The 22,333-nt window shown below is 45.5% G+C and carries 17 protein-coding genes; 14 read left to right on the forward strand and 3 right to left on the reverse strand.

Annotated features, from left to right (window positions below):
- Positions 1 to 64 precede the first annotated feature (64 nt).
- On the reverse strand, positions 65 to 2,134 hold the full coding sequence (locus J7E66_RS08625) for a transglycosylase domain-containing protein (protein WP_214999235.1): 2,070 nt from the start codon (positions 2,132 to 2,134) through the stop codon (positions 65 to 67).
- Between the two features lie 215 nt (positions 2,135 to 2,349).
- Between J7E66_RS08625 and speE the strand changes: the two genes are divergently transcribed.
- The 5 genes from speE to J7E66_RS08650 all read left to right on the forward strand — a co-directional run bounded on the left by speE (position 2,350) and on the right by J7E66_RS08650 (position 7,133).
- Positions 2,350 to 3,177 carry a spermidine synthase gene (speE, locus tag J7E66_RS08630; RefSeq protein WP_168241315.1) on the forward strand — a complete coding sequence of 276 codons (828 nt, stop codon included), beginning with the start codon at positions 2,350 to 2,352 and terminating at the stop codon, positions 3,175 to 3,177.
- Positions 3,178 to 3,448: 271 nt separating this feature from the next.
- Positions 3,449 to 4,321 carry an agmatinase gene (gene speB / locus J7E66_RS08635; protein WP_214999237.1) on the forward strand — a complete coding sequence of 291 codons (873 nt, stop codon included), beginning with the start codon at positions 3,449 to 3,451 and terminating at the stop codon, positions 4,319 to 4,321.
- 221 nt (positions 4,322 to 4,542) lie between these two features.
- Entirely contained in the window at positions 4,543 to 4,968 is a 426-nt protein-coding gene (locus tag J7E66_RS08640) for a YwiB family protein (RefSeq protein ID WP_251032841.1), read from the forward strand.
- The gene (gene argS, locus J7E66_RS08645) at positions 4,955 to 6,625 is read left to right on the forward strand and encodes an arginine--tRNA ligase (RefSeq protein ID WP_214999239.1); all 1,671 of its coding nucleotides are present in this window, start codon (positions 4,955 to 4,957) and stop codon (positions 6,623 to 6,625) included. Before J7E66_RS08640 ends, argS begins: the two co-directional genes overlap by 14 nt.
- A gap of 328 nt (positions 6,626 to 6,953) precedes the next feature.
- The gene (locus tag J7E66_RS08650; RefSeq protein WP_214999241.1) at positions 6,954 to 7,133 is read left to right on the forward strand and encodes an H-type small acid-soluble spore protein; all 180 of its coding nucleotides are present in this window, start codon (positions 6,954 to 6,956) and stop codon (positions 7,131 to 7,133) included.
- Positions 7,134 to 7,200: 67 nt separating this feature from the next.
- Here J7E66_RS08650 and uvsE read toward each other — a convergent pair whose 3' ends face one another.
- Both uvsE and cls read right to left on the reverse strand, forming a co-directional pair.
- Positions 7,201 to 8,157, reverse strand: coding sequence for a UV DNA damage repair endonuclease UvsE (uvsE, locus tag J7E66_RS08655; protein WP_214999243.1), 957 nt, complete (start codon positions 8,155 to 8,157; stop codon positions 7,201 to 7,203).
- A gap of 15 nt (positions 8,158 to 8,172) precedes the next feature.
- A complete protein-coding gene (cls, locus tag J7E66_RS08660; protein WP_214999245.1) occupies positions 8,173 to 9,375 on the reverse strand; it encodes a cardiolipin synthase in 1,203 nt (400 codons plus the stop codon).
- Positions 9,376 to 9,549: 174 nt separating this feature from the next.
- Between cls and J7E66_RS08665 the strand changes: the two genes are divergently transcribed.
- The 9 genes from J7E66_RS08665 (at position 9,550) to rpoE (ending at position 22,167) form a co-directional block, all read left to right on the forward strand.
- Positions 9,550 to 11,652 carry a 4Fe-4S dicluster domain-containing protein gene (locus tag J7E66_RS08665; protein WP_214999247.1) on the forward strand — a complete coding sequence of 701 codons (2,103 nt, stop codon included), beginning with the start codon at positions 9,550 to 9,552 and terminating at the stop codon, positions 11,650 to 11,652.
- Between the two features lie 252 nt (positions 11,653 to 11,904).
- Entirely contained in the window at positions 11,905 to 13,092 is a 1,188-nt protein-coding gene (locus tag J7E66_RS08670) for an acetyl-CoA C-acetyltransferase (protein ID WP_214999249.1), read from the forward strand.
- Positions 13,093 to 13,496: 404 nt separating this feature from the next.
- A complete protein-coding gene (locus J7E66_RS08675; protein ID WP_214999251.1) occupies positions 13,497 to 14,348 on the forward strand; it encodes a 3-hydroxybutyryl-CoA dehydrogenase in 852 nt (283 codons plus the stop codon).
- A gap of 78 nt (positions 14,349 to 14,426) precedes the next feature.
- A complete protein-coding gene (locus J7E66_RS08680) occupies positions 14,427 to 15,557 on the forward strand; it encodes an acyl-CoA dehydrogenase (RefSeq protein WP_214999326.1) in 1,131 nt (376 codons plus the stop codon).
- Positions 15,558 to 15,764: 207 nt separating this feature from the next.
- Entirely contained in the window at positions 15,765 to 16,904 is a 1,140-nt protein-coding gene (locus tag J7E66_RS08685; protein WP_098932368.1) for an acyl-CoA dehydrogenase, read from the forward strand.
- A 15-nt stretch (positions 16,905 to 16,919) separates the two neighbouring features.
- Positions 16,920 to 17,558 carry a TetR/AcrR family transcriptional regulator gene (locus J7E66_RS08690; protein WP_214999328.1) on the forward strand — a complete coding sequence of 213 codons (639 nt, stop codon included), beginning with the start codon at positions 16,920 to 16,922 and terminating at the stop codon, positions 17,556 to 17,558.
- A gap of 242 nt (positions 17,559 to 17,800) precedes the next feature.
- Positions 17,801 to 21,046, forward strand: a complete 3,246-nt coding sequence (gene icmF / locus J7E66_RS08695) for a fused isobutyryl-CoA mutase/GTPase IcmF (RefSeq protein WP_214999252.1) — start codon at positions 17,801 to 17,803, stop codon at positions 21,044 to 21,046.
- A gap of 149 nt (positions 21,047 to 21,195) precedes the next feature.
- Positions 21,196 to 21,393 (forward strand): hypothetical protein, encoded by a 198-nt coding sequence (locus J7E66_RS08700; RefSeq protein WP_214999254.1) that lies wholly within the window; start codon positions 21,196 to 21,198, stop codon positions 21,391 to 21,393.
- A 204-nt stretch (positions 21,394 to 21,597) separates the two neighbouring features.
- Entirely contained in the window at positions 21,598 to 22,167 is a 570-nt protein-coding gene (gene rpoE / locus J7E66_RS08705) for a DNA-directed RNA polymerase subunit delta (protein ID WP_214999256.1), read from the forward strand.
- Positions 22,168 to 22,333 lie beyond the last annotated feature (166 nt).

The following is a 22,333-nucleotide window of genomic DNA, read 5'->3' on the forward strand; positions in this document are numbered from 1 at the left end:
TCGGATTTGTCGACAGTCTGAAGCTCCGGAAATTTTTCCGGAGCTTTTCTATATTTAGATTTGTTTAACTCCATGGCATAATCTTTTTGTACCATGGCACTTTCTTGTTGGTATCTTTATGATTTGCAGGCGCGGATTGATGATGGTTGAGATGCTCTGTGCAGTATTCGGTAGGCTCCGTTCCTGCGACAAAATAGGTAAAGCGGCGTACTGGACAATCCTTTGTCGCCAGTTTGCCATTCTCAGGATTGACATAAACCCCTTTGACACCTTCTTTTGGTGCTTTAAACGCCTTCACGGGCTTGCCTTTTAAGGCTTCTTCCATAAAATTAGCCCAGATATTCTTAGCGTATGTTTTTTCCGCGACCAGCTCAATCGGTTTTCCCATATCGTAGCCGGCCCAAACAGCGGTAACCAGCTGCGGCGAGTAGCCAATCATCCAGCTATCCGTTTCCGTTGAGCCTGATTTACCTGCATAAGGGCGCGAAATATCCTTAATGACCGTGCTGCCGGTTACCTTGGCATAGCCGTTTAACTTCGGATCAAAAATCCCCGTCAACATTTGCGTCATTACAAAAGCCTTTGCTGGGTCCAAAACCTTTTTCGTCTCATTTTCTTTTTCAAAAATGACATTGCCATTGTAGTCTTCCACTCTGGTAATTAAGGTTGGATTCACCTTTTTTCCACCATTTGCAAACAGACTATAGGCATTCGCCATTTCGATGACCCTTACACCTGAAGTCCCCAAAGCGAGTGAGGGAACACGAGCCATTTTGGATGAAAGGCCAAATTTCTTAGCCGTTTCAATTAAGGTATCTTCTCCTAAAAATAAATGCGTTTTGACGGCAAAGATATTATCAGAAACAGCAAGTGCTTGGGCGAGGGTGATTTCGCCGTCGGCATACTTATTGTTAAAGTTATGCGGGGTATAATCAGCCTGGCCATCGTCAAAATGGAAGGTCGTAAACTCACTGCGCATCGTCGAGGATGGAGTGAACCCATGCTCAAGGGCTGCATAATAAAGCAGCGGCTTGATCGTGGAGCCTGGCTGCCTGATTGCCTGAACGGCGCGGTTAAACGGGCTCTTTTCATAATCCCTGCCGCCAACCATCGCTTTCACATAGCCGTTTTTTGGATCCATTGCAACTAAACCCACTTGAATTTCCGAGAGATTCGCGACATATTTATGAACCTGACTTTCGGCTGCCTCCTGCTGTTTGCGATTAAGCGTGGTATAGACTTTTAATCCGCCGAGGGCGATTGTGCGGTCATCTAAATGTAATTGATTTTTTAAGGCATTTCTGACAGCATCCTGAAAATAAGGAGCCACCTTCACTTTTTGTGTGTTATGAGCGCCGACAATTGTCAGCGGCTGCATGGCAGCATCTATTGCTTCTTTTTTCTTGATGTAATGATTCGTTACCATACTTTTCAAAATAATCGTCTGGCGCTTTTTGGCATGTTCCATCGAGGCCAGCGGAGAGTAGATTCCCGGCCCCTTTGGAATTCCGGCGAGCATGCTCGCTTCCGCAAGGTTTAAGTCAGCTGCATCTTTTCCAAAATAATATTGACTGGCCGCCTGTACACCATAGGCACCGTTGCCATAATAAATCGTATTTAAATAGCCTTCGAGAATTTCCTTTTTTGAATAATTCATCTCAATGCGGATCGTATAAAAAGCCTCGTGCAGCTTCCGTGTCCACGTTTTATCGTGTTCGAGAAATAGATTTCGGGCATATTGCTGGGTAATTGTGCTTGCCCCCTGTACCTTTGAGAAGGCTTGAATATCGGCTAAGACAGCACCCCCAATACGCTTAAAATCGAAGCCATGGTGCTCGTAAAAATTTTTATCCTCAATCGAGATCGTTGCCGCGACAATATCCGGTGAAATATCCTCTAACCGGGCCCAATACCGTTTTTGGCCACTATTACTTTCGCCAATCAATGTCCCGTCATCCGCGAAGAAAAGGGTCGATTGCGGCACAGCGAGCGGCGGCGCGCCGAGGATTTTTGCATAGGCCAGAATTCCAAGGAAGAGAATAAGCATACAAATCATGCCTATCAAACTGATGATAATAGCTGCCCGCAAATATTTAATCGTCTTCCGAAACCCTTGATCAGTCATGATTTCCACTATATCTCACCACCGTATTTCCAGATTTTAAAAAAATAGATAGTAATAGTATTGAAAAAATAGAGTCATTTTAAACATTTAATGTAGGATTTATTTAAATTTTGCTAGACTTTTTGGTGTGATTGTAATTCAATAGTTTGGGTACTATAAAATTGAAGTGATTACTTTGTAATTAACTAGAGGCTTAAATAGAATGAAGTGAAAGGAAGATGAACATGTCAATTTGGTTTACAGAAAAGCAAACCGAAAACTTTGGAATCACCATGAAAGTAAATAAAACCTTACATACAGAACAAACGGAATTTCAAAAGCTCGATATGATTGAAACAGAAGAGTGGGGCAACATGCTGTTATTAGACGACATGGTGATGACTTCTGTCCGCGATGAGTTTGTTTACCATGAAATGGTGGCACACGTTCCTTTATTTACACACCCGAACCCTGAGAATGTTCTTGTTGTCGGCGGCGGCGATGGCGGTGTGATTCGTGAAGTGTTAAAGCACCCAAGCGTGAAGAAAGCGACGCTTGTTGATATTGATGGCAAAGTAATTGAGTACTCAAAGAAATTCCTTCCGGAGATTGCCGGGATGCTTGATGACCCGCGCGTGGATGTCCAAGTCGACGACGGATTCATGCACATTGCGAAAAGCGAAAATGAGTATGACGTTATTATGGTTGACTCAACCGAACCAGTCGGACCAGCGGTTAACCTATTTACAAAAGGTTTCTATGCAGGCATCTCGAAGGCGTTGAAAGAAGACGGAATTTTTGTGGCTCAGTCTGATAATCCGTGGTTTAAAGCAGATTTAATCCGTAACGTACAACGCGACGTTCGTGAAATCTTCCCAATTACACGGCTATATGTTGCAAATATCCCAACATACCCAAGCGGCTTATGGGCCTTCACGATCGGATCAAAGAAATACGATCCATTAGAAGTAAGCGAAGACCGCTTCCACGAAATCGAAACAAAATACTACACAAAAGAGCTTCACAAAGCAGCATTCGTACTGCCTAAGTTTGTTGGGGATTTAGTGAAGTAATGTCAAGGGGGCAACCCCCAAATAGGCTTATTGAAGACAAAAGTGAGCTAGAAAAGCAACAAAATGTCGCCAATAGAGCTTATTGGAGACAAAACTGAGCTAAAAAAGCACCAAAATGTCGCCAATAGAGCTTATTGGAGACAAAACTAAGCTAAAAAAGCACCAAAGTGTCGCCAATAGAGCGGGTTGCAACAAAAAAGTATAATATATGATGGCAAAGTGCCGCCAAGTAACTGGGCACCGCCTCTAATAGAAAGTGGGGAATACATAGATGCGTTTTGATGAGGCGTATTCAGGGAATGTGTTTATTAAGAGTCATCCAAATTTTGAGGAGAGTCAGGTTGTTCTGTACGGGATGCCGATGGATTGGACGGTTAGTTATCGTCCGGGGTCACGTTTTGGTCCGGCCCGTATCCGTGAGGTGTCGATTGGTTTAGAAGAGTACAGTGCCTATCTTGACCGTGAACTTGAGGAAGTAAAATATTACGATGCTGGCGATATTCCGCTTCCATTCGGGAATCCGCAAAAGAGCATTGATATCATTGAAGATTTTGTCGACCAAGTCCTTGCTGCCGGCAAGTTTCCGCTAGGCATGGGCGGCGAGCATCTGGTCTCATGGCCAGTCATGAAAGCTATGTATAAAAAGTATCCGGATCTAGCGATTATCCATTTTGATGCCCATACCGATTTGCGTGAGCAGTATGAAGGCGAGCCGTTGTCGCACTCAACCCCAATCCGCAAGATTGCGGAACATATCGGGCCGAACAACGTTTATTCCTTCGGGATCCGTTCAGGGATGAAGGAAGAGTTTGAGTGGGCGAAGCAAAACGGGATGCATATTTCGAAGTTTGAAGTGCTTGAGCCATTAAAAGAAATCCTGCCGACACTTGCCGGACGTCCGGTTTATGTGACGATTGACATCGATGTCCTTGATCCAGCGCATGCACCTGGCACAGGTACGGTTGATTGCGGCGGGATCACTTCGAAAGAGCTGCTTGCTTCGATTCATGCGATTGCCCGTTCTGAAGTGAACGTTGTCGGCGGGGACCTGGTTGAGGTTGCGCCAATCTACGACCCATCCGAGCAAACAGCCAATACAGCGAGCAAGTTAATTCGTGAAATGCTGCTTGGCTGGGTGAAATAAACAGAAAATTCGAAGCGCCTAGGCGCTGGAGCTGGCCAATTCTCAAACTTAAGTTGCCTGACCCTTTTTGAGGGCGGGCATTTTTTGATTTGTGCCCCAGCAATGTTTATAATAGAAAAAGTATGCAATAATGCAGTTAAGTCAATTACTAGGACTAGAACCATTCCAAAGAGTGTTACTGAGTTCCTTTTTAAAAAAGAAAAAAGGAAGTGCGATTTCGTTTGTCTAGTACGGAAATTCCTATGAAAATTAATGTGAAAACGACGATTCATCAGCATGGGGGCAAGGAAGTCTATGAGCTGGCGGTGTTTGGCCGTTATATGCAAAAAGATGGGGCCTCGTTTCTTAAGTATGAAGAGGTGCAGGAAGAGGGCAATGTTCGGACGATTGTGAAGGTGGCTGGGGATGAGGCGCTGATTTTGCGCGGTGGTGCGGTGAAGATGCGTTTGCCGTTTCGCTTGCACAAGAAGCTTCGCGGCAGTTATGAAATGCCGTTTGGTACCTTTGAGACGATGACGCTGGCTAAGCGGATTGAGCATTCGGATGGCTTGATTGATATCCTTTATGATTTTACGATGCAGGGCTCGCATGCCGGTACATACCATTTGGAAATTACCTTTCAGGAGGATAAACATGAACATAGTTGAACAAGTACAAAGTAAGTTAAAGGAAGAGATTCGCGCGGCGGTGTTGAAGGCGGGTCTGGCAACGGAGGAGCAGATTCCTGCTGTGGTTCTTGAAACGCCGAAGGAGAAGGTGCACGGTGATTATTCGACGAATATGGCGATGCAGCTGACTCGTGTTGCGAAGAAGGCGCCAAGAGTGATCGCGGAAGCATTGATTGAGAATATAGACCGCTCAAAGGCTTCGATTGAAAAAATTGAACTGGCGGGGCCGGGGTTTATTAATTTTTATATGAATAATAGTTATTTAACGGAGCTGATTCCGACGGTTCTAAAGGCTGGTGAGCGGTACGGTGAGACCACGGTTGGCGGCAACGAGAAAATTATGGTGGAGTTCGTGTCTGCCAATCCAACGGGTGACTTGCACCTGGGTCATGCCCGCGGTGCAGCGGTCGGCGATTCGTTATGTAACATTTTGGACAAAGCGGGCTATGATGTTTCGCGTGAGTACTATATTAATGACGCTGGGAACCAGATTAATAATCTGGCACTGTCGGTGGAAGCACGGTATTTCCAGGCACTTGGTTTGGAAAAAGAAATGCCGGAGGGCGGTTACCATGGTACCGATATTATTGGCATTGGGAAAACTTTGGCTGAAGAATTTGGCGACAAGTATGTGCATGTTTCCGTTGAAGAGCGCCAGGAATTTTTCCGTGAGTACGGTCTGAAATATGAAATGGCGAAGTTGAAGCAGGACCTTGAGGATTTCCGCGTGGGCTTTGATGTGTGGTACTCGGAGACGTCTCTTTATAAAAATGGAAAAATTGATGAGGCGTTGGCAGCATTGCGTGCGAGCGGTTATGTGTATGAGGAAGACGGTGCGACTTGGCTCCGTTCGACGGACTTTGGCGATGACAAGGACCGTGTGTTAATTAAGCAGGATGGATCGTATACGTATTTGACGCCGGATATTGCTTACCATAAGGACAAGTTAGGCCGCGGCTTTGAGAAGTTGATTAATATTTGGGGCGCGGATCACCATGGCTATATTCCAAGGATGAAGGCGGCGATTCAGGCGCTCGGGTTTAGCCGCGAGGCGCTTGAGGTGGAAATCATTCAGCTGGTTCACCTTTATAAAAATGGCGAGAAGATGAAGATGAGTAAGCGGACCGGGAAAGCGGTCACGATGCGTGATTTGGTTGATGAGGTCGGCCTTGATGCGACGCGTTATTTCTTTGCGATGCGCAGCTCGGATACGCATATGGATTTTGATTTGGATTTAGCGGTGTCGGAATCGAATGAAAATCCGGTTTATTATGCGCATTATGCCCATGCACGGATTTCTAGTATTCTGCGTTCTGGTGAGGAGCAGGGTGTTCGTGTTGATTCGGATGCGGATTTTTCGTTAGTGGCATCGGAGAAGGAAATGGATTTATTGAAGAAGCTTGGTGAGTTTCCGTTGGCTGTTGGCGAGGCTGCACAGAAGCGTGTCCCACACCGGATTACCAACTATATCTTTGATTTAGCGTCGACGTTCCACAGTTTTTATAATGCGGAAAAAGTGCTCGACCTTGATAATGTAGAGCGTACTAAAGCACGCCTCGCGTTGGTGCGAGCGGTGCAGATTACACTCCGCAATGCGCTGGCGTTGATTGGGGTTTCAGCTCCTGAAAAAATGTAAATGATGATGGCTCCCTTACTTGGTTAAGGGGGCTTTTTATTGTGGGTGATGTTATTGTTGTGTGAATATTTGGAATTATGGGGAGTGGACAGTAAATTTTTAATAGTGGACAGTAAATTGAATAAAGTCGACAGTAAATCGAAGTGTGGACAGTAAACTGGTAAAAGCGGACAGTAAATTGAATAAAGTCGACAGTAAATCGTAGACCTGGACAGTAACCTGAAAAACAGGCAAAATTTATCAAAGTAAACTTGTCCCTATTTATGAATATTACCTAATAAAAGGCAAATACTAGTAGGGAACTTTGAGCGAGGAGTGGATGAAGCGGATGAATGTGGGAAGAGCGAAGGAGATCGTCGAATCTGCCGACATGTTTAATGTCACTTACGAGGGGAAGCCTGTGATCATTCAACATGTCGATGAGGCCACACAAGTGGCGCGAATATACTCAAGAACGGACCCGGACAATGAGCGGGAAGTTCCTGTTTTAAACTTAATTGAGGAATAGAAAAGAGTCTTCGAAGTCGTTCGAAGACTTTTTTAATTGTGTCTAGCCCAGGGACCAAACGGCTAGTCTATTTCACCTCAACAGCACCGCCGCTGACCCGTTTAAAGCCGCGGATCCGGCTGAGATCTTCGATTAATTTCAGGGCGGCTTGATCCTTTGCTTTGGCCTCAATCATGAAATCAATATCCGCACCGATTTCGCGCAGCATTTTCAAAAAAGGCATGATAAATTCCGGGTCAACAAAATCAGCGTGGGAGCGGAATTCCTTTTCGTTTTTTGGGGAGGAAATATGTACCTTCGGGATGTGGCGTGCATGCTCCCACGTCTGAAAAATCCGCGGCAGCAAATCTTCAAGTGCGGTTTCACACAGATTGGCGATATGGTGATGATAATCGAATACAAACGGAATCGTTTCCTTTTCACAGGCGGCTAACGTTTCTTCAGCATTATACGTTTTATCATCATTTTCCAGCGTCATCACGCGTTTAATCGGCGCTGGCAGCTTGGTTAAGTTTTGATGGAATCGTGGTAAAGTTTTCCGTTTATCACCATATGCACCACCGATATGGATATTAATCAGTCCTTCTTGCTCCAGTCCCATTGCTTCAAACATTCGGTAATGGTAACTCATGTCGATCACTGAATTGTCGGTAATTTTCGTTTGCGGTGAGGTAAACAAGGTAAATTGATTCGGATGAAAACTCACCCGCAGCCCTTTCCTTTTAACCAGTTCACCAATTTCCTGCCACAACGAATGAAAGGGGGTCACAAAGTCCCAGTTCACTTCGGGATGGGTCGCTAGCGGGACAATCGAACTAGACATTCGATACAATTCAAGTTGATGAGCAATATTGTAGTAGAGCATCCTGAGGGTGTGGTCCAGATTTTGCTTCGTCACATCAAGCAATTTTTCCTGCCGTTCCTCGGGGCTTAACTGCTGATAACGAGTAAATGTTAGCGTCTTTGCGGGCGAAGCATCCCATAAGCTTATCGCATGCGAAACATACCCAAACCGAATCTTCATAGACAAACTCCTTTCTTATAAAAAATAGGAAACGGCCGCGGCGATGCCTTCTTTGATGGAGCGGACAGGGTTCGGTTTGTTAAGTTCAGCTAAGGTCAGTGCTTCTGAGTCATCAATGTCCTTTTTGAGAATATCCATCAAGCGCTCGATAAAGGCTGGGTCATAAATATAGCAATTGATTTCCTTGTTTAAATACATGCTTCGTTTATCAAAATTGGCGGTGCCGATGTCACACAGTTTGTCATCAATGACGAGTGTTTTGGCATGATAAAAACCCTTTTTATATTGATAAACGGCCGCCCCCGCCCGAATCAGCTTCCGTAAATAACGGAATGATGCCTCTTGGACAAGCGGATGGTCAGCGGTATACGGGACGATGACAGAAAGCTGAACCCCGCGTTTTATGGCTGCAAGTAACTCGGCCAAAATCTTATGACATGGAATAAAGTAGGGAGTGCCAATGATCATCGAATGGGTTGCTTTTTGAATCAGACGAAGATAATTTTGCTCTAATTGATTGGCTTCCGTTGGAATAAACTGATGGCGGACAGGACCATCAGCCAGGGTTGGGAAATAGGGCGTATTACCCATGATATCTTCCCCCGCATACTCGTGCCAATCAAGCAAAAACTCACTTTGTAAAAAATTTACGCTCCGGCCGGTAATTTTTAAATGGTAATCGCGCCAGATCCCCAAGGAAGGCTCTTCGTCAATATATTCCTTCCCAACGTTATAACCGCCAAGATACCCAATTTCCCCGTCAATAATCGTAATCTTGCGGTGATTTCGAATCTGCGAAGAATAAAAAAGGAAGGGGAGCCTGATTGTATTGCTAAAAGCAAATCGAACACCCGCCTCCTGCAAAGACTTAACGGCCTCCTTCCTCACCTTCCAGCTGCCAAGCCGGTCAATAAGCAGCCGAACTTCGACCCCGGCCTGGGCCTTTTCTTTTAAAATAGAGAAAAACTCCTGACTAATCGCATCGTCTTTAACGATATAAAATAGCACATGAATATGCTTTTTCGCGTTCCGCAGTTCATGGAAATAGTCGGCGAATAACTTCTTTCCGTGGGTGAAAATATCAAAATTCCCATGTATGATGGCTGTTTCTCTTCGACTGACAATGGAAAGATGCTTCCTTTTACCTAAAATAAAATCTAAAACAAGCCATAGAATGATGAGAAAAATAAGTACGCTCGAAAAGAGTGCAAACGTCATCAGAATTCTTTCCTCCAATCAGTTTTGTTAGTTTTTCCGAAAGCGGTCATTTCTATAAGTTAGAGAAACTTTTCAAAAACTATTTGACTGAATGCTCATTCATAATATAATAGAGTTAAGTGTAGATTCTGAAAATTAATTATTTTATAGAAGTTATCGGAAAGGGGCATTTGTATGAATGGTTTACTCTGGGTCAACCTGATTGCATTTCTTGTTGTAACCGCTTACGCAGTCAGTCTGTTTGTGTATGTCGTCAAAACCCGAATTGAATTTATTAAACTCGGTAAAAAGGTTGAGTTTGATAACAATGTGAAAGAGCGGCTTCAAAAAATTTGGGTCAATGTGTTTGGCCAAAAGAAACTGCTGAAGGATAAGAAAAGCGGGATCATGCACGTCATGTTCTTCTACGGCTTTATTCTGGTCCAATTTGGCGCGATTGATTTTATTATCAAAGGGATTAAACCTGGGGCACATTTGCCGCTTGGACCTCTTTATGCAGGGTTCACTTTTTTCCAAGAGCTTGTCACACTGATGATCTTAGTGGCTGTCATTTGGGCTTTTTACCGCCGCTATGTGGAAAAATTAGTCCGCCTAAAGCGGAACTTTAAATCCGGTCTTGTCCTTATATTTATTGGTGGTTTAATGCTTTCTGTTTTACTTGGCAACGGAATGAGTCTGATCTGGCATGGGGAAGAAGCTTCATGGACAGAACCGGTAGCCTCGCTGATTTCGCTGATCTTTTCAGGGATAAATGAAACCGCCTCCATTGTAATTTTTTACATTGCCTGGTGGGCGCACTTATTATTCTTGTTAACGTTCTTAGTGTATGTACCGCAGTCCAAACATGCTCACTTAATTGCTGGACCAGCGAATGTTTATTTTAATCGATTAGATAAACCAGGAAAGTTGAAAAAAGTTGATTTTGAAGATGAATCCCAAGAAACGTTTGGGGTTGGAAAAATAGAAGACTTTACGCAGCACCAAATGATCGATTTTTATGCATGTGTTGAATGCGGCCGCTGTACGAATATGTGTCCGGCAACGGGAACTGGCAAAATGCTGTCACCGATGGACTTAATCGTCAAACTTCGTGACCACTTAACGAATCACGGTGCTGTGGTTACCTCGAAACAGCCGTGGGTGCCAACGATTGCATTTGCGAATACGAAGGGAAATCAACTGGCTCTTGCATCTGCAGGTCAAGGCGCACAGGAATCCGCTGCCGCATTAGCTTATAGCCCTAGTTTAATTGGCGATGTTATTACCGAAGAAGAAATTTGGGCATGTACAACGTGCCGGAATTGTGAAGACCAATGTCCAGTCATGAATGAGCATGTCGATAAAATTATTGACCTGCGCCGTTATTTGGTTTTAACCGAAGGGAAATTGGATGCCGATGCCCAGCGTGCGATGACGAATATCGAACGCCAAGGCAATCCATGGGGCTTGAACCGAAAGGAACGTGAAACTTGGCGTGAGGCCCGCGAAGATGTTCATGTGCCAACTGTGAAAGAGATGAATAAAGCCGGCGAAGAATTTGAATACCTTTTCTGGGTAGGCGCCATGGGCTCTTACGATAATCGCAGCCAAAAGATTGCCTTATCGTTTGCGAAGCTGCTGAACGAAGCAGGCGTGAAATTTGCGATTCTTGGCAACAAAGAGAAAAATTCTGGTGACACACCGCGCCGTCTCGGCAATGAATTCTTGTTCCAAGACCTGGCAGCGAAGAATATTGAGGAATTTGAAAAAGCAGAGGTCAAGAAAATCGTCACGATTGACCCGCATGCTTATAATATTTTCAAAAATGAATACCCTGATTTTGGCTTAACGGATGTCGAAGTGTTCCATCATACCGAGGTTTTATATGAGCTAGTTCGCGATGGCAAGCTTGTGCCGAAACATTCGGTTGATGAAACGATCACTTTCCATGATTCTTGTTACTTAGGCCGTTACAATGATGTCTATGATGCACCACGTGAGATTCTTAAATCTATTCCGGGCGTGAAGTTGATTGAAATGGAGCGGAACAGAGAGAAGGCGATGTGCTGTGGTGCTGGCGGCGGTTTGATGTGGATGGAGGAAGAAACCGGACACCGCATTAACGTGGCTAGAACCGAGCAGGCACTTGCTGTTAATCCATCGGTGATCAGTTCAGGCTGTCCGTATTGCTTAACGATGCTGTCAGATGGTACGAAGGCAAAAGAAGTGGAAGAAAAGGTTTCGACTTACGATGTGGCCGAGCTGCTTGAAAAAGCGGTTTGCGGGGAAGTCGCATAGTTTTTATGGGAGAGCAGAGGTTCGATTTGTTTACATATTCATAAAATTTTAAAAATTTTGTGGAAAACATTTCAACTTCTGCTCTTTTTTATGTAGAATATAGTATGTAGATAAAAACGCTTACATTAACATTTTTTAAAAAAAGCAGGAGCCTGCGTTTCTTTTTTGGTTCCTAATCGAGCGAGCGTTCAGTCGCCGCGATTTTTTATACAAAAGTTTGACTGAATATTAAGAAAAGGGAGAGTGTTTTGAATGGGAAGAACGGTCATTTTAAGCGGGGTTAGAACGCCTTTTGGAAAATTAGGGGGAACATTAAGCAGCTTGACTGCCTCCCAACTAGGGGGAATTGCTGTAAAAGAAGCATTGGTTCGTGCAGATGTGAAGCCTGGAGACGTACAGGAAGTCATTCTTGGAACCGTTTTACAAGGGGGCCAGGGGCAGATTCCATCGCGCCAAGCAGCGCACCATGCCGGATTGCCGTGGGAAGTGAAAACCGAAACAATCAATAAGGTTTGTGCGTCTGGGATGCGCAGTGTCTCCTTGGCAGACCAAATCATTCGCGCTGGCGATGAAGAAGTGATTGTTGCAGGCGGAATGGAATCGATGAGCAATGCACCATATGTTTTACCAAAAGCACGCTGGGGCTTCCGAATGGGTGACGCACAGGTCAAAGATTTAATGATTCTTGACGGGTTAACCTGCAGCTTTACCGGTGCTCACATGGGCACATACGGCAACGTATCGGCTGCCGATATGGAAATTAGCCGGGAAGCACAGGACGAGTGGGCATTGCGAAGCCACAAGCGCGCGGTTGCCGCAATCGAGAGTGGAAAATTTACGGAAGAAATCGTATCGGTTGAGGTTCCACAACGAAAGGGTGCGCCACTTGTTGTCGAGAATGATGAATCACCGCGTAAAGACACATCGATTGAACGGTTAGCTAAATTAGCACCGGTATTTAATTCAACCGGTACGATTACAGCTGGAAATGCCCCTGGAGTCAACGACGGAGCAGCAGCCCTCGTGTTAATGAGTGAAGAGCGTGCAATTCGTGAAGGCAGGCAGGCGGAAGCGGTGATTGTCGGCCATACGGCGGTCGCTGTGGAAGCAAAGGATTTCCCGAAAACACCAGGACTTGTAATTAATGAGCTGTTACGAAAAACAGGGAAAACGTTGGCGGAAATAGATTTATTTGAAATCAATGAAGCCTTCGCTGCGGTTGCTTTAGTGAGCGGGAAAATTGCTGGTCTTGATCTAGAAAAAGTCAATGTCAATGGCGGTGCGGTTGCCTTAGGTCATCCGATTGGTGCCAGTGGGGCGCGCATTATCCTTACGTTAATGCACGAATTAAAGCGCCGCGGCGGCGGAATTGGGATTGCGGCGATTTGCAGCGGCGGCGGCCAAGGGGATGCCGTAATGATCGAGGTTCCAAAGGGCTGATCTCTTGGGTGAGATTTTAATGAATTAATCGGAGTCGTGTTCAACGGAGGGTTCCTAAGAGCTAACTTTCAGAGTGGTTTTTTTCCAAGTAATGTCTAATTGCACAAAACAGTAGAATTTTGGCACAAAACCATTTGAAAATGGCACAAAACTATCGGGAAATGACACAAAACCTGGAATAGCACAAAACACCAAGAAGCACGCACAAAACTCCTGAGATGACTCGAAAAGCTTATTTAAAAAAAACAAAACACCTGAGATGGCACAAAAGCTTGTTTGAAAAAACACAAAACCTAAGATGGCTCAAAAGTACTCTTAAATTAATACAAAACCGATGTAAAAATAGACAAAAACATAAAAAATCTAGGTCGGACTTGTTCCGGCCTTACTTCGGAGGGGAAAAAATGAAGATTTCAAAGCTTATGGTGATCGGTGCAGGACAAATGGGCTCAGGGATTGCTCAAGTTTGTGCCCAGGCGGGATACACGGTCATCTTAAATGATCTAAAACCGGAATTTGTGGAACGCGGCTTAGCAGGGATCAATAAAATACTTAAACGGAACGTTGATAAAGGGCGCCTGACTGAAGAGCAAAAACAGAAAGTTCTCTGCAACATCACCACTTCCACCGACCTAAATGATGCCAGTGACGTCGACCTCGTCATCGAAGCAGCCGTTGAAAATATGGACATCAAAACAAAAATCTTTGCCCAACTCGATGACATTACCCCAGCACATTCAATACTAGCGAGCAATACCTCATCACTGCCAATCACCGAAATTGCGGCGGCAACCAAGCGCCCGGAAAAGGTCATCGGCATGCACTTCATGAACCCGGTTCCGGTCATGAAGCTCGTCGAAATCATCCGCGGCCTCGCGACTGCCGACGAAGTGTACCAAGTTATTGAAGATATGACAAAAACCTTAAGCAAGGTACCGGTTGAAGTCAATGATTTTCCTGGTTTTGTCTCAAACCGGATTCTGATGCCAATGATCAACGAAGCGATTTACACGCTTTATGAGGGCGTGGCTACGAAGGAAGCGATCGACGAAGTCATGAAGCTCGGCATGAACCACCCCATGGGGCCGTTAACCTTGGCCGATTTTATCGGCTTAGATACATGTCTGTATATTATGGAAACGCTTCACCAAGGTTTTGGCGACGACAAATACCGTCCCTGCCCGCTCCTCCGTAAATATGTGAAAGCAGGCTGGCTCGGTAAGAAAACAGGACGCGGTTTTTATACGTATGAATAAACACAGCATTTCTTCGAAAAAGGGGTCGTGATGATGATGAGTACCACGATATTACATTCCTCCAAAGGGGAGACCACCATGAATCTGTCATTCACCGAAGAACAAGAAATGATGCGTAAAATGGTTCGCGATTTTGCCAACAGCGAAATTGCACCGTTTATTGAAAAGATGGAAAGAGGCGAATTCCCGCGCGAAATCCTTCGCAAAATGGGCGAACTTGGCCTGATGGGGATTCCTGTACCTGAAAAATACGGTGGAGCCGCGATGGACTTCACCTCCTATATCCTAGCGATTAATGAGCTTTCAAAGGTAAGTGCGACGGTGGGAGTGATTCTATCAGTCCATACCTCGGTCTGCACCAACCCGATTCTCTATTTTGGCTCAGAAGAACAGAAAATGAAGTATGTGCCGAAGCTTGCTTCAGGGGAGTACCTTGGTGCGTTTTGCTTAACCGAGCCAAGTTCAGGTTCCGATGCCGCGAGCTTAAAATCTCGTGCGGTTAAGAAGGGTGATCATTACGTCATCAACGGCTCAAAGGTGTTCATTACGAACGGCGGCGAGGCCGATGTTTATATTGTTTTTGCGAAAACGAATCCGGAACAAGGCAGCAAGGGAATTTCTGCGTTTATTGTTGAAAAAAATACCCCGGGCTTTGTCGTCGGTAAGGATGAGAAGAAAATGGGCTTGCATGGTTCGAGAACTGTCCAGCTCACGTTCGAGGACATGCAAGTTCCAGCAGAAAACCTTCTCGGGGCAGAAGGAGAGGGCTTTAAAATCGCGATGGCGAACCTTGATGTCGGCCGTATTGGGATTGCTACCCAAGCACTAGGGATTGCCGAGGCCGCACTGTCAGCCGCAACCACCTATGCTGGGGACCGCCAGCAATTTGGCAAGCCGATCGCCCGCCAACAAGGGATTGGTTTCAAACTAGCCGACATGGCGACAAGTGTCGAAGCGGCAAAACTATTAGTCTATCGGGCTGCTTATTTACGAACTCATGGGTTGAAATGTACATTGGAGGCGTCGATAGCGAAACTGTTCGCGACCAAAACAGCGGTCGAGGTAACAACCGAAGCGATCCAAGTATTTGGCGGTTACGGCTATACCGAAGATTATCCGGTTGAACGCTATTTCCGTGACGCGAAAATAACCGAAATTTATGAAGGCACGAGTGAAATTCAACGGATTGTGATTAGTAAACATCTTTAAAGAAAAGCGGAGGCGCCCGTTTAGCGGCGTATGGACTGGAGCCCTTTGACTGAGATAAAGGAAACACGGAGAGCGTAAGCGATCCGATGTTGACTTATCGTAGGGAAAAGGGCGAAGTACACTAGCCGTTGGGCGCCGGAGCTAGACAGTAATCTGAGTTCAAATCTTAATCTTTTAATATATATTCATCCACTAGGGGGACTTGAAATGAACTTTAAACTTTCTGAAGAACATGAAATGATCCGGAAAATGGTACGGGATTTTGCGCGCAATGAAGTAGCACCGACAGCCGCAGAGCGGGACGAGGAAGAGCGCTTTGACCGCGAGATTTTTGACAAAATGGCGGAGCTTGGTTTAACCGGGATTCCGTGGCCGGAAGAATACGGCGGGATTGGCAGCGATTATCTTGCTTACTGTATTGCCGTTGAAGAACTGTCCCGCGTCGACGCATCGACAGGCGTGATGCTCTCCGCCCATACGTCTCTAGCCGGCTGGCCGATTTACAAATTTGGCAGTGAGGAGCAAAAGCAAACCTATCTGCGCCCAATGGCAGAAGGAACCAAAATTGGCGCGTACGGCTTAACAGAGCCTGGCAGCGGTTCGGATGCAGGCGGGATGAGAACAACCGCACGTCTAGAAGGAGATCACTATGTACTTAATGGTTCGAAAATCTTCATTACAAACGGCGGCGTGGCCGACATTTATGTCGTGTTTGCACTAACCGATCCAACAAGTAAACAAAGAGGAACGACCGCGTTTATTATCGAGAGCGACTTCCCAGGCTTCTCGGTTGGAAAAAAAGAAAAGAAACTCGGCATTCGTTCCTCACCAACAACAGAAATTATTTTTGAAGATTGCAAGGTTCCTGTTGCCAATCGACTCGGCGCAGAAGGCGAAGGCTTTAAAATTGCCATGCAGACGCTTGATGGCGGCCGCAACGGCATCGCTGCGCAAGCCGTGGGAATTGCTCAAGGGGCGCTCGATGCTGCAGTGGATTATGCAAAGGAACGCCATCAATTTGGAAAACCAATCGTCGCCAATCAAGGAATCGGCTTTAAGCTGGCGGATATGGCAACCGGGATTGAGGCATCGAGATTATTAACTTATCAAGCGGCATGGCTGGAGTCACAAGGTCTGCCTTACGGCAAGGAGTCAGCGATGTCCAAGTTATTTGCTGGCGATACAGCGATGAAGGTAACAACCGAAGCCGTACAAGTTTTTGGCGGGTATGGCTATACAAAGGATTATCCTGTTGAGCGATTTATGCGTGATGCAAAAATCACGCAGATTTACGAGGGAACACAAGAAATTCAACGCCTCGTTATCTCACGGATGATCACGAAATAAGGCGGTTAGAGCATGATGAAAAAGCGGGAAGTACTAGCTTCAGTAAAGGATGAACGCCTGGTTCAAAAAAGGCGTGATCAAATGATCAAAGGGGCCGTCAGCCTTTTTAAGGAAAAGGGATTTCATCGGACGACGACAAGGGAAATCGCGAAAGCGGCCGGTTTTAGCATCGGGACACTTTATGAATACATCCGTTCCAAGGAAGACGTCCTTTATCTCGTGTGCGACAGAATCTATGATCATGTTCGCGAGCGCCTCGAGCAGGATCTCGAGCAGAAAAAAGGCACGCTTTTGAGCCTGAAGATGGGGGTCCGGCATTATTTCCGAGTGATTGATGAGATGCAGGATGAGGTTCTTGTCATGTATCAAGAAGCCAAATCGCTGACGAAGGATGCCCTTCCCTATGTGCTGAAAAAAGAAATGGAAATGGCGGCGATGTTTGAGAGCTTGATCACAAGGTGCGTCGACAATGGCGAGCTGCAGTTATCAGAAAAGCAGATCGAATTGATTTCCCATAACATTATTGTCGAGGGCCAAATGTGGGCGTTCCGCCGCTGGGCGCTGCAAAAATTATATACACTTGATGAATACATTGAACTCCAAACCGATCAATTGTTTAACGGCATTCATTCGTCCACACAAGCAAGCTCGTAATGCTAGACGTATGGCGAACAGTGAATGGAGTTCATTTTTATAAAAAAGGCTATGTTAAAAGTGCTCTCTATGTTGATTGGAGTGGAAGGCGCGAAGACTCCTGCGGGAGGACGGGGCAGGGGAAACCCCACAGATGCTTAGCGCCGAGGAGGCTCCCCGGACCGCCCGAGGAAAGCGAAGCGCCTGGAACGGAAATCAACAGCCAAGTTTAACGGAGCCTTTTATAAAAAAGGGGGAGAACTATGGGAAATTATCAGCCGAAGCATCATATTCGCTTTGTCACGGCTTCGAGTTTGTTTGACGGTCATGATGCTTCTATTAATATTATGAGGCGTATTCTTCAGGCAAGCGGGGCCGAGGTCATTCATCTTGGCCATAATCGCTCGGTTGAGGAGGTTGTGAACGCGGCGATTCAGGAGGATGTGCAGGGGATTGCGATTTCTTCGTATCAAGGCGGGCATGTTGAATACTTTAAATATATGTACGATTTACTGAAGGAAAAAGGGGCGCCGAACATCCGCATTTATGGCGGCGGCGGCGGTGTGATTATCCCTCGGGAAATAAATGAGCTGCATGAGTACGGGATTGCGTGGATTTTTTCACCGGAAGATGGCCGGAAGTTAGGGCTTCAAGGGATGATTGACCGGATGCTGGAGGAGTGCGATTTTGCGACGGTTCCGCTGGATGCGGCCGAACAAATGGAGAAGCTTCCGACGGGTGATGTGAATGCAGTGGCGAAGTTGATTACCTTGGCAGAGCTTCATGTTGATAAACGGAACGAGGCAGCGGCAACGGTTGAGCAGGTGCTTGACCAAGTAAAGTCACTGGAGAAGCAGATTCCAGTTGTCGGGATCACGGGTACGGGCGGTGCGGGAAAAAGTTCCTTGACCGATGAATTGATCCGCCGCTTTATTAATGAATTGCCGGATAAAAAGGTGGCGATTCTGTCGGTGGATCCAACCAAGCAAAAGACGGGCGGTGCGCTGTTAGGGGACCGGATCCGTATGAATGCGATTTTTTCGCCGAATGTGTATATGCGCAGTCTGGCCACAAGACATTCGAAAAGTGAATTATCACTGGCGATCAGCGATGCGGTTGCCGTCACGAAGGCTGCTGGCTTTGACCTCGTGATTGTCGAAACGAGCGGGATTGGCCAGGGGGATGCGGAAATCACGGAGATTTGCGATGTTTCCTTGTACGTGATGACGAGTGAATTTGGAGCGCCGTCCCAGCTTGAAAAGATTGATATGATTGATTTTGCTGACCTGATTGTCATTAATAAGTTTGAGCGCAAGGGCTCGGAGGATGCAAGGCGTCAGGTACAAAAGCAGTATCAGCGGAGCCATATGCTGTTTGAAAAAGACATCGATGATATGCCGGTTTATGGAACGATTGCGAGCCAGTTCAATGACCTGGGCACGAATGCATTGTTCGCGGCCTTGATTGAAAAAATTAATGACAAAATGGGCACTGGCTGGGTGACTTCTTTTAGTAAAAATGCCCTTGTGGAGAAGCAAAATGTGATTATCCCAACCGACCGTCGTTATTATTTACGTGAAATATCTGAAACGGTGCGCGGTTATCATAAGAAAGCCGAAGAACAGGCGAATATTGCCCGGAAGTTATTCCAGTTAGAAGGGGCGATCGAAGCGGTAAGCGATGCGGCGGTGATTGCTGCTTTAGAAGCGGTGAAGCAAGAAACCGAGGCGCGTCTGACACCAGAATCACGGAAAATTCTTGATTCGTGGGCACAGACAAAGGCGGCCTATTCTGGCGATAAGTTTGTGACGAGGATTCGTGATAAAGAGATTATCACGGTGTTAAAAACGAAAAGCCTTTCAGGGCTCGACATTCCGAAAGTGGTGCTGCCGAGGTATAAGGATTATGGTGAAATTCTGCGCTGGGTCTACCAGGAAAATGTGCCGGGTTCGTTCCCGTATACGGCGGGGGTATTCCCGTTCAAGCGTGAGGGGGAAGATCCGAAACGGCAGTTTGCTGGCGAAGGGACACCGGAGCGGACGAATCGCCGCTTCCATTATTTATCGAAGGATGATGAGGCGAAACGGTTAAGTACCGCGTTTGACTCCGTGACATTGTACGGTGAAGATCCGGATTACCGTCCGGATATTTTCGGGAAGATCGGGGAAAGCGGTGTCAGTGTTTGTACGTTAGATGATATGAAAAAGCTATATGACGGCTTTGACTTGTGCCATCCGTCGACATCAGTTTCGATGACCATTAATGGACCAGCACCGATCATTTTAGCGATGTTTATGAATACCGCGATTGATCAACAGGTGCAGCGGAAGGAAGCGGAACTTGGCCGCGTGTTAACCGTTGAAGAGTTTGCGGAGGTACGGGCTTATACGTTACGGACGGTGCGCGGGACGGTTCAGGCCGATATATTAAAAGAAGATCAGGGCCAAAATACATGTATTTTTTCAACCGAGTTTGCTCTAAGGATGATGGGCGATATTCAGCAATATTTCATCGAACACCTAGTCCGCAATTATTATTCAGTGTCAATTTCGGGCTATCATATTGCGGAAGCCGGTGCGAATCCGATTTCGCAGCTGGCGTTTACATTGTCAAATGGGTTTACGTATGTGGAATACTATTTAAGCCGCGGCATGAATATTGATGATTTTGCCCCGAACTTGTCGTTCTTTTTCTCGAATGGATTGGATCCAGAATATACGGTGATTGGCCGTGTCGCACGACGAATTTGGGCAACGGTGATGCGCAATAAATACGGCGCCAACGAGCGCAGCCAAAAATTAAAGTATCATGTTCAGACGTCTGGCCGTTCGCTCCATGCCCAGGAAATTGACTTTAATGATATCCGGACGACACTGCAGGCATTAATGGCCCTGCAGGATAATTGTAATTCGCTCCATACAAATGCGTATGATGAAGCCATTACGACGCCAACGGAAGAATCGGTGCGCCGGGCGATGGCGATTCAGATGATTATTACCAAAGAACATGGTTTAGCGAAAAATGAAAATCCGTTGCAAGGTTCATTTATTGTCGAGGAGCTGACGGATCTCGTCGAGGAAGCGGTCCTACAAGAGTTTGAGCGTTTGAATGACCGCGGCGGTGTGCTTGGTTCGATGGAAACACAGTATCAGCGCGGTAAAATTCAAGATGAATCGATGTACTATGAAATGAAAAAGCATACCGGCGAATTACCGATTATTGGCGTGAATACGTATTTGAACCCGAATCCTCCGTCAGCGGAAGATGTCAATAATATGGAAATAGCGCGTGCATCCTACGAAGAGAAGGAACTGCAAATCGTCAATTTACGCACCTTCCAGGAAAGTCATGCAGATGCTTCAGGAGCAGCGTTGAAGCGCTTAAAAGAGGCCGCCGTCAACAATGGCAATATTTTTTCCGAATTAATGGAAACCGTTAAAGTAGCCAGCCTCGGGCAAATCACGAGAGCCCTGTACGAAGTGGGCGGACAATATCGACGAAATATGTAAAGTACGGTGTCAGGCACCATGTGAATGTTTCACATGGTGCCTGACACCAATTTTTGTAATAAAACTTATTTTATGAGATATTAATATTTGCGTTAATCTTATATAATCGATTTAGCGTACATATTCGAGGGTTTTGGGCAGGTGAGCAAATGAAGGTAAGTCATATATTGGTGGTTTTAATTGTTTGTGCCTGGCCATTAAATTATCTCTATCAACGTCAGTTGGGCGCAATTTCGTTCCTGCTGCTAGCAATCTTCTTTCTAGTGATATCTATTAAGGAGATGAAAAAGCAGAAGCAAGCCAAGAAAACGGGTAGTGAAAAGGCTCATCCGCAAAAATTCAAGTGAAACAACGACTAGCACTAGCATAAACCGGAAGAATTTGTTTATAATGAAGAATATGTATTTTTAAGAGAAAAAAGGAAGCACCCGTTTAGCGAAGTATGCTAGTCGCTGGAGCTGGAAAATTCTCAAGTTTATATTAATCAACATTATGTTATGTCCGTTAATCACTCATTTAAGAGTGTTAAATAGAGAAAGGAAGTGCCCATATTGAGTTTAGCACAATACTCAAAAGAGGAATTAAAAGAGTTTTCCCTTATGGAAATGGCTTTTGAATTTTTGAAAAATAGTAAGGAGCCGATTGCCTTTAATGATCTATTAAAAGAGATAAGGAAGGCATCAGGGATTACTGAGCAAGAAATTCAATCAAGATTAGCACAATTTTACACCGACATAAATGTAGATGGCCGTTTCCTTTCATTAGGAAGTAACCGCTGGGGACTTCGCGTTTGGTATCCAGTCGATACTGCTGAGGAAGAAGTTGTCACCGTTGTGAAACCTAAGAAGAAAAAGGCGAAGAAGGTTGTCGACGAAGAAGATTTCGATGAAATCGATGAAGTGGAAGAAATTGATGATGATTTTGATGACTTTGATGATGAAGATGATCTCTTGGATGATGAAGATGATCTTGATATCGACGAAGTAGATGAGTTTGACGAAGACGATGATGATGATGTGATCGAGGACGAGCTTGAGATTGACTTGGATGAAGAAGATGACCTCGATGATGATCTTGAGGAAGAAGAAGTGTTTGAAGAAGAGGAAGTAGAAGAAGACTAATCGACTTGACATTTTATTCGTGCCCTTGTAGAATCACTTTTGGGCTCCTTAAAAAAGGACGATACGCTATTTACTTATAATACGCTCCCTACCAAGAGTAGGAGAGCGTTTTTTATTGTTCCAAATTTTTTCGGACGTAAGGAAAATATTTTTTTACAAAAACCCT

The organism is Bacillus sp. ISL-7 (assembly GCF_018613065.1).

What these genes read in the sequence shown, in the direction of transcription:
- icmF (WP_214999252.1), top strand. Translation starts at nt 17,801, where the DNA reads ATGGGAAATTATCAGCCGAAGCATCATATTCGCTTTGTCACGGCTTCG.
- J7E66_RS08670 (WP_214999249.1), top strand. Translation starts at nt 11,905, where the DNA reads ATGGGAAGAACGGTCATTTTAAGCGGGGTTAGAACGCCTTTTGGAAAA.
- J7E66_RS08675 (WP_214999251.1), top strand. Translation starts at nt 13,497, where the DNA reads ATGAAGATTTCAAAGCTTATGGTGATCGGTGCAGGACAAATGGGCTCA.
- speE (WP_168241315.1), top strand. Translation starts at nt 2,350, where the DNA reads ATGTCAATTTGGTTTACAGAAAAGCAAACCGAAAACTTTGGAATCACC.
- uvsE (WP_214999243.1), bottom strand. Translation starts at nt 8,157, where the DNA reads ATGAAGATTCGGTTTGGGTATGTTTCGCATGCGATAAGCTTATGGGAT.
- speB (WP_214999237.1), top strand. Translation starts at nt 3,449, where the DNA reads ATGCGTTTTGATGAGGCGTATTCAGGGAATGTGTTTATTAAGAGTCAT.
- J7E66_RS08680 (WP_214999326.1), top strand. Translation starts at nt 14,427, where the DNA reads ATGAATCTGTCATTCACCGAAGAACAAGAAATGATGCGTAAAATGGTT.
- argS (WP_214999239.1), top strand. Translation starts at nt 4,955, where the DNA reads ATGAACATAGTTGAACAAGTACAAAGTAAGTTAAAGGAAGAGATTCGC.
- J7E66_RS08700 (WP_214999254.1), top strand. Translation starts at nt 21,196, where the DNA reads ATGAAGGTAAGTCATATATTGGTGGTTTTAATTGTTTGTGCCTGGCCA.
- J7E66_RS08665 (WP_214999247.1), top strand. Translation starts at nt 9,550, where the DNA reads ATGAATGGTTTACTCTGGGTCAACCTGATTGCATTTCTTGTTGTAACC.
- J7E66_RS08650 (WP_214999241.1), top strand. Translation starts at nt 6,954, where the DNA reads ATGAATGTGGGAAGAGCGAAGGAGATCGTCGAATCTGCCGACATGTTT.
- J7E66_RS08690 (WP_214999328.1), top strand. Translation starts at nt 16,920, where the DNA reads ATGAAAAAGCGGGAAGTACTAGCTTCAGTAAAGGATGAACGCCTGGTT.
- J7E66_RS08685 (WP_098932368.1), top strand. Translation starts at nt 15,765, where the DNA reads ATGAACTTTAAACTTTCTGAAGAACATGAAATGATCCGGAAAATGGTA.
- cls (WP_214999245.1), bottom strand. Translation starts at nt 9,375, where the DNA reads ATGACGTTTGCACTCTTTTCGAGCGTACTTATTTTTCTCATCATTCTA.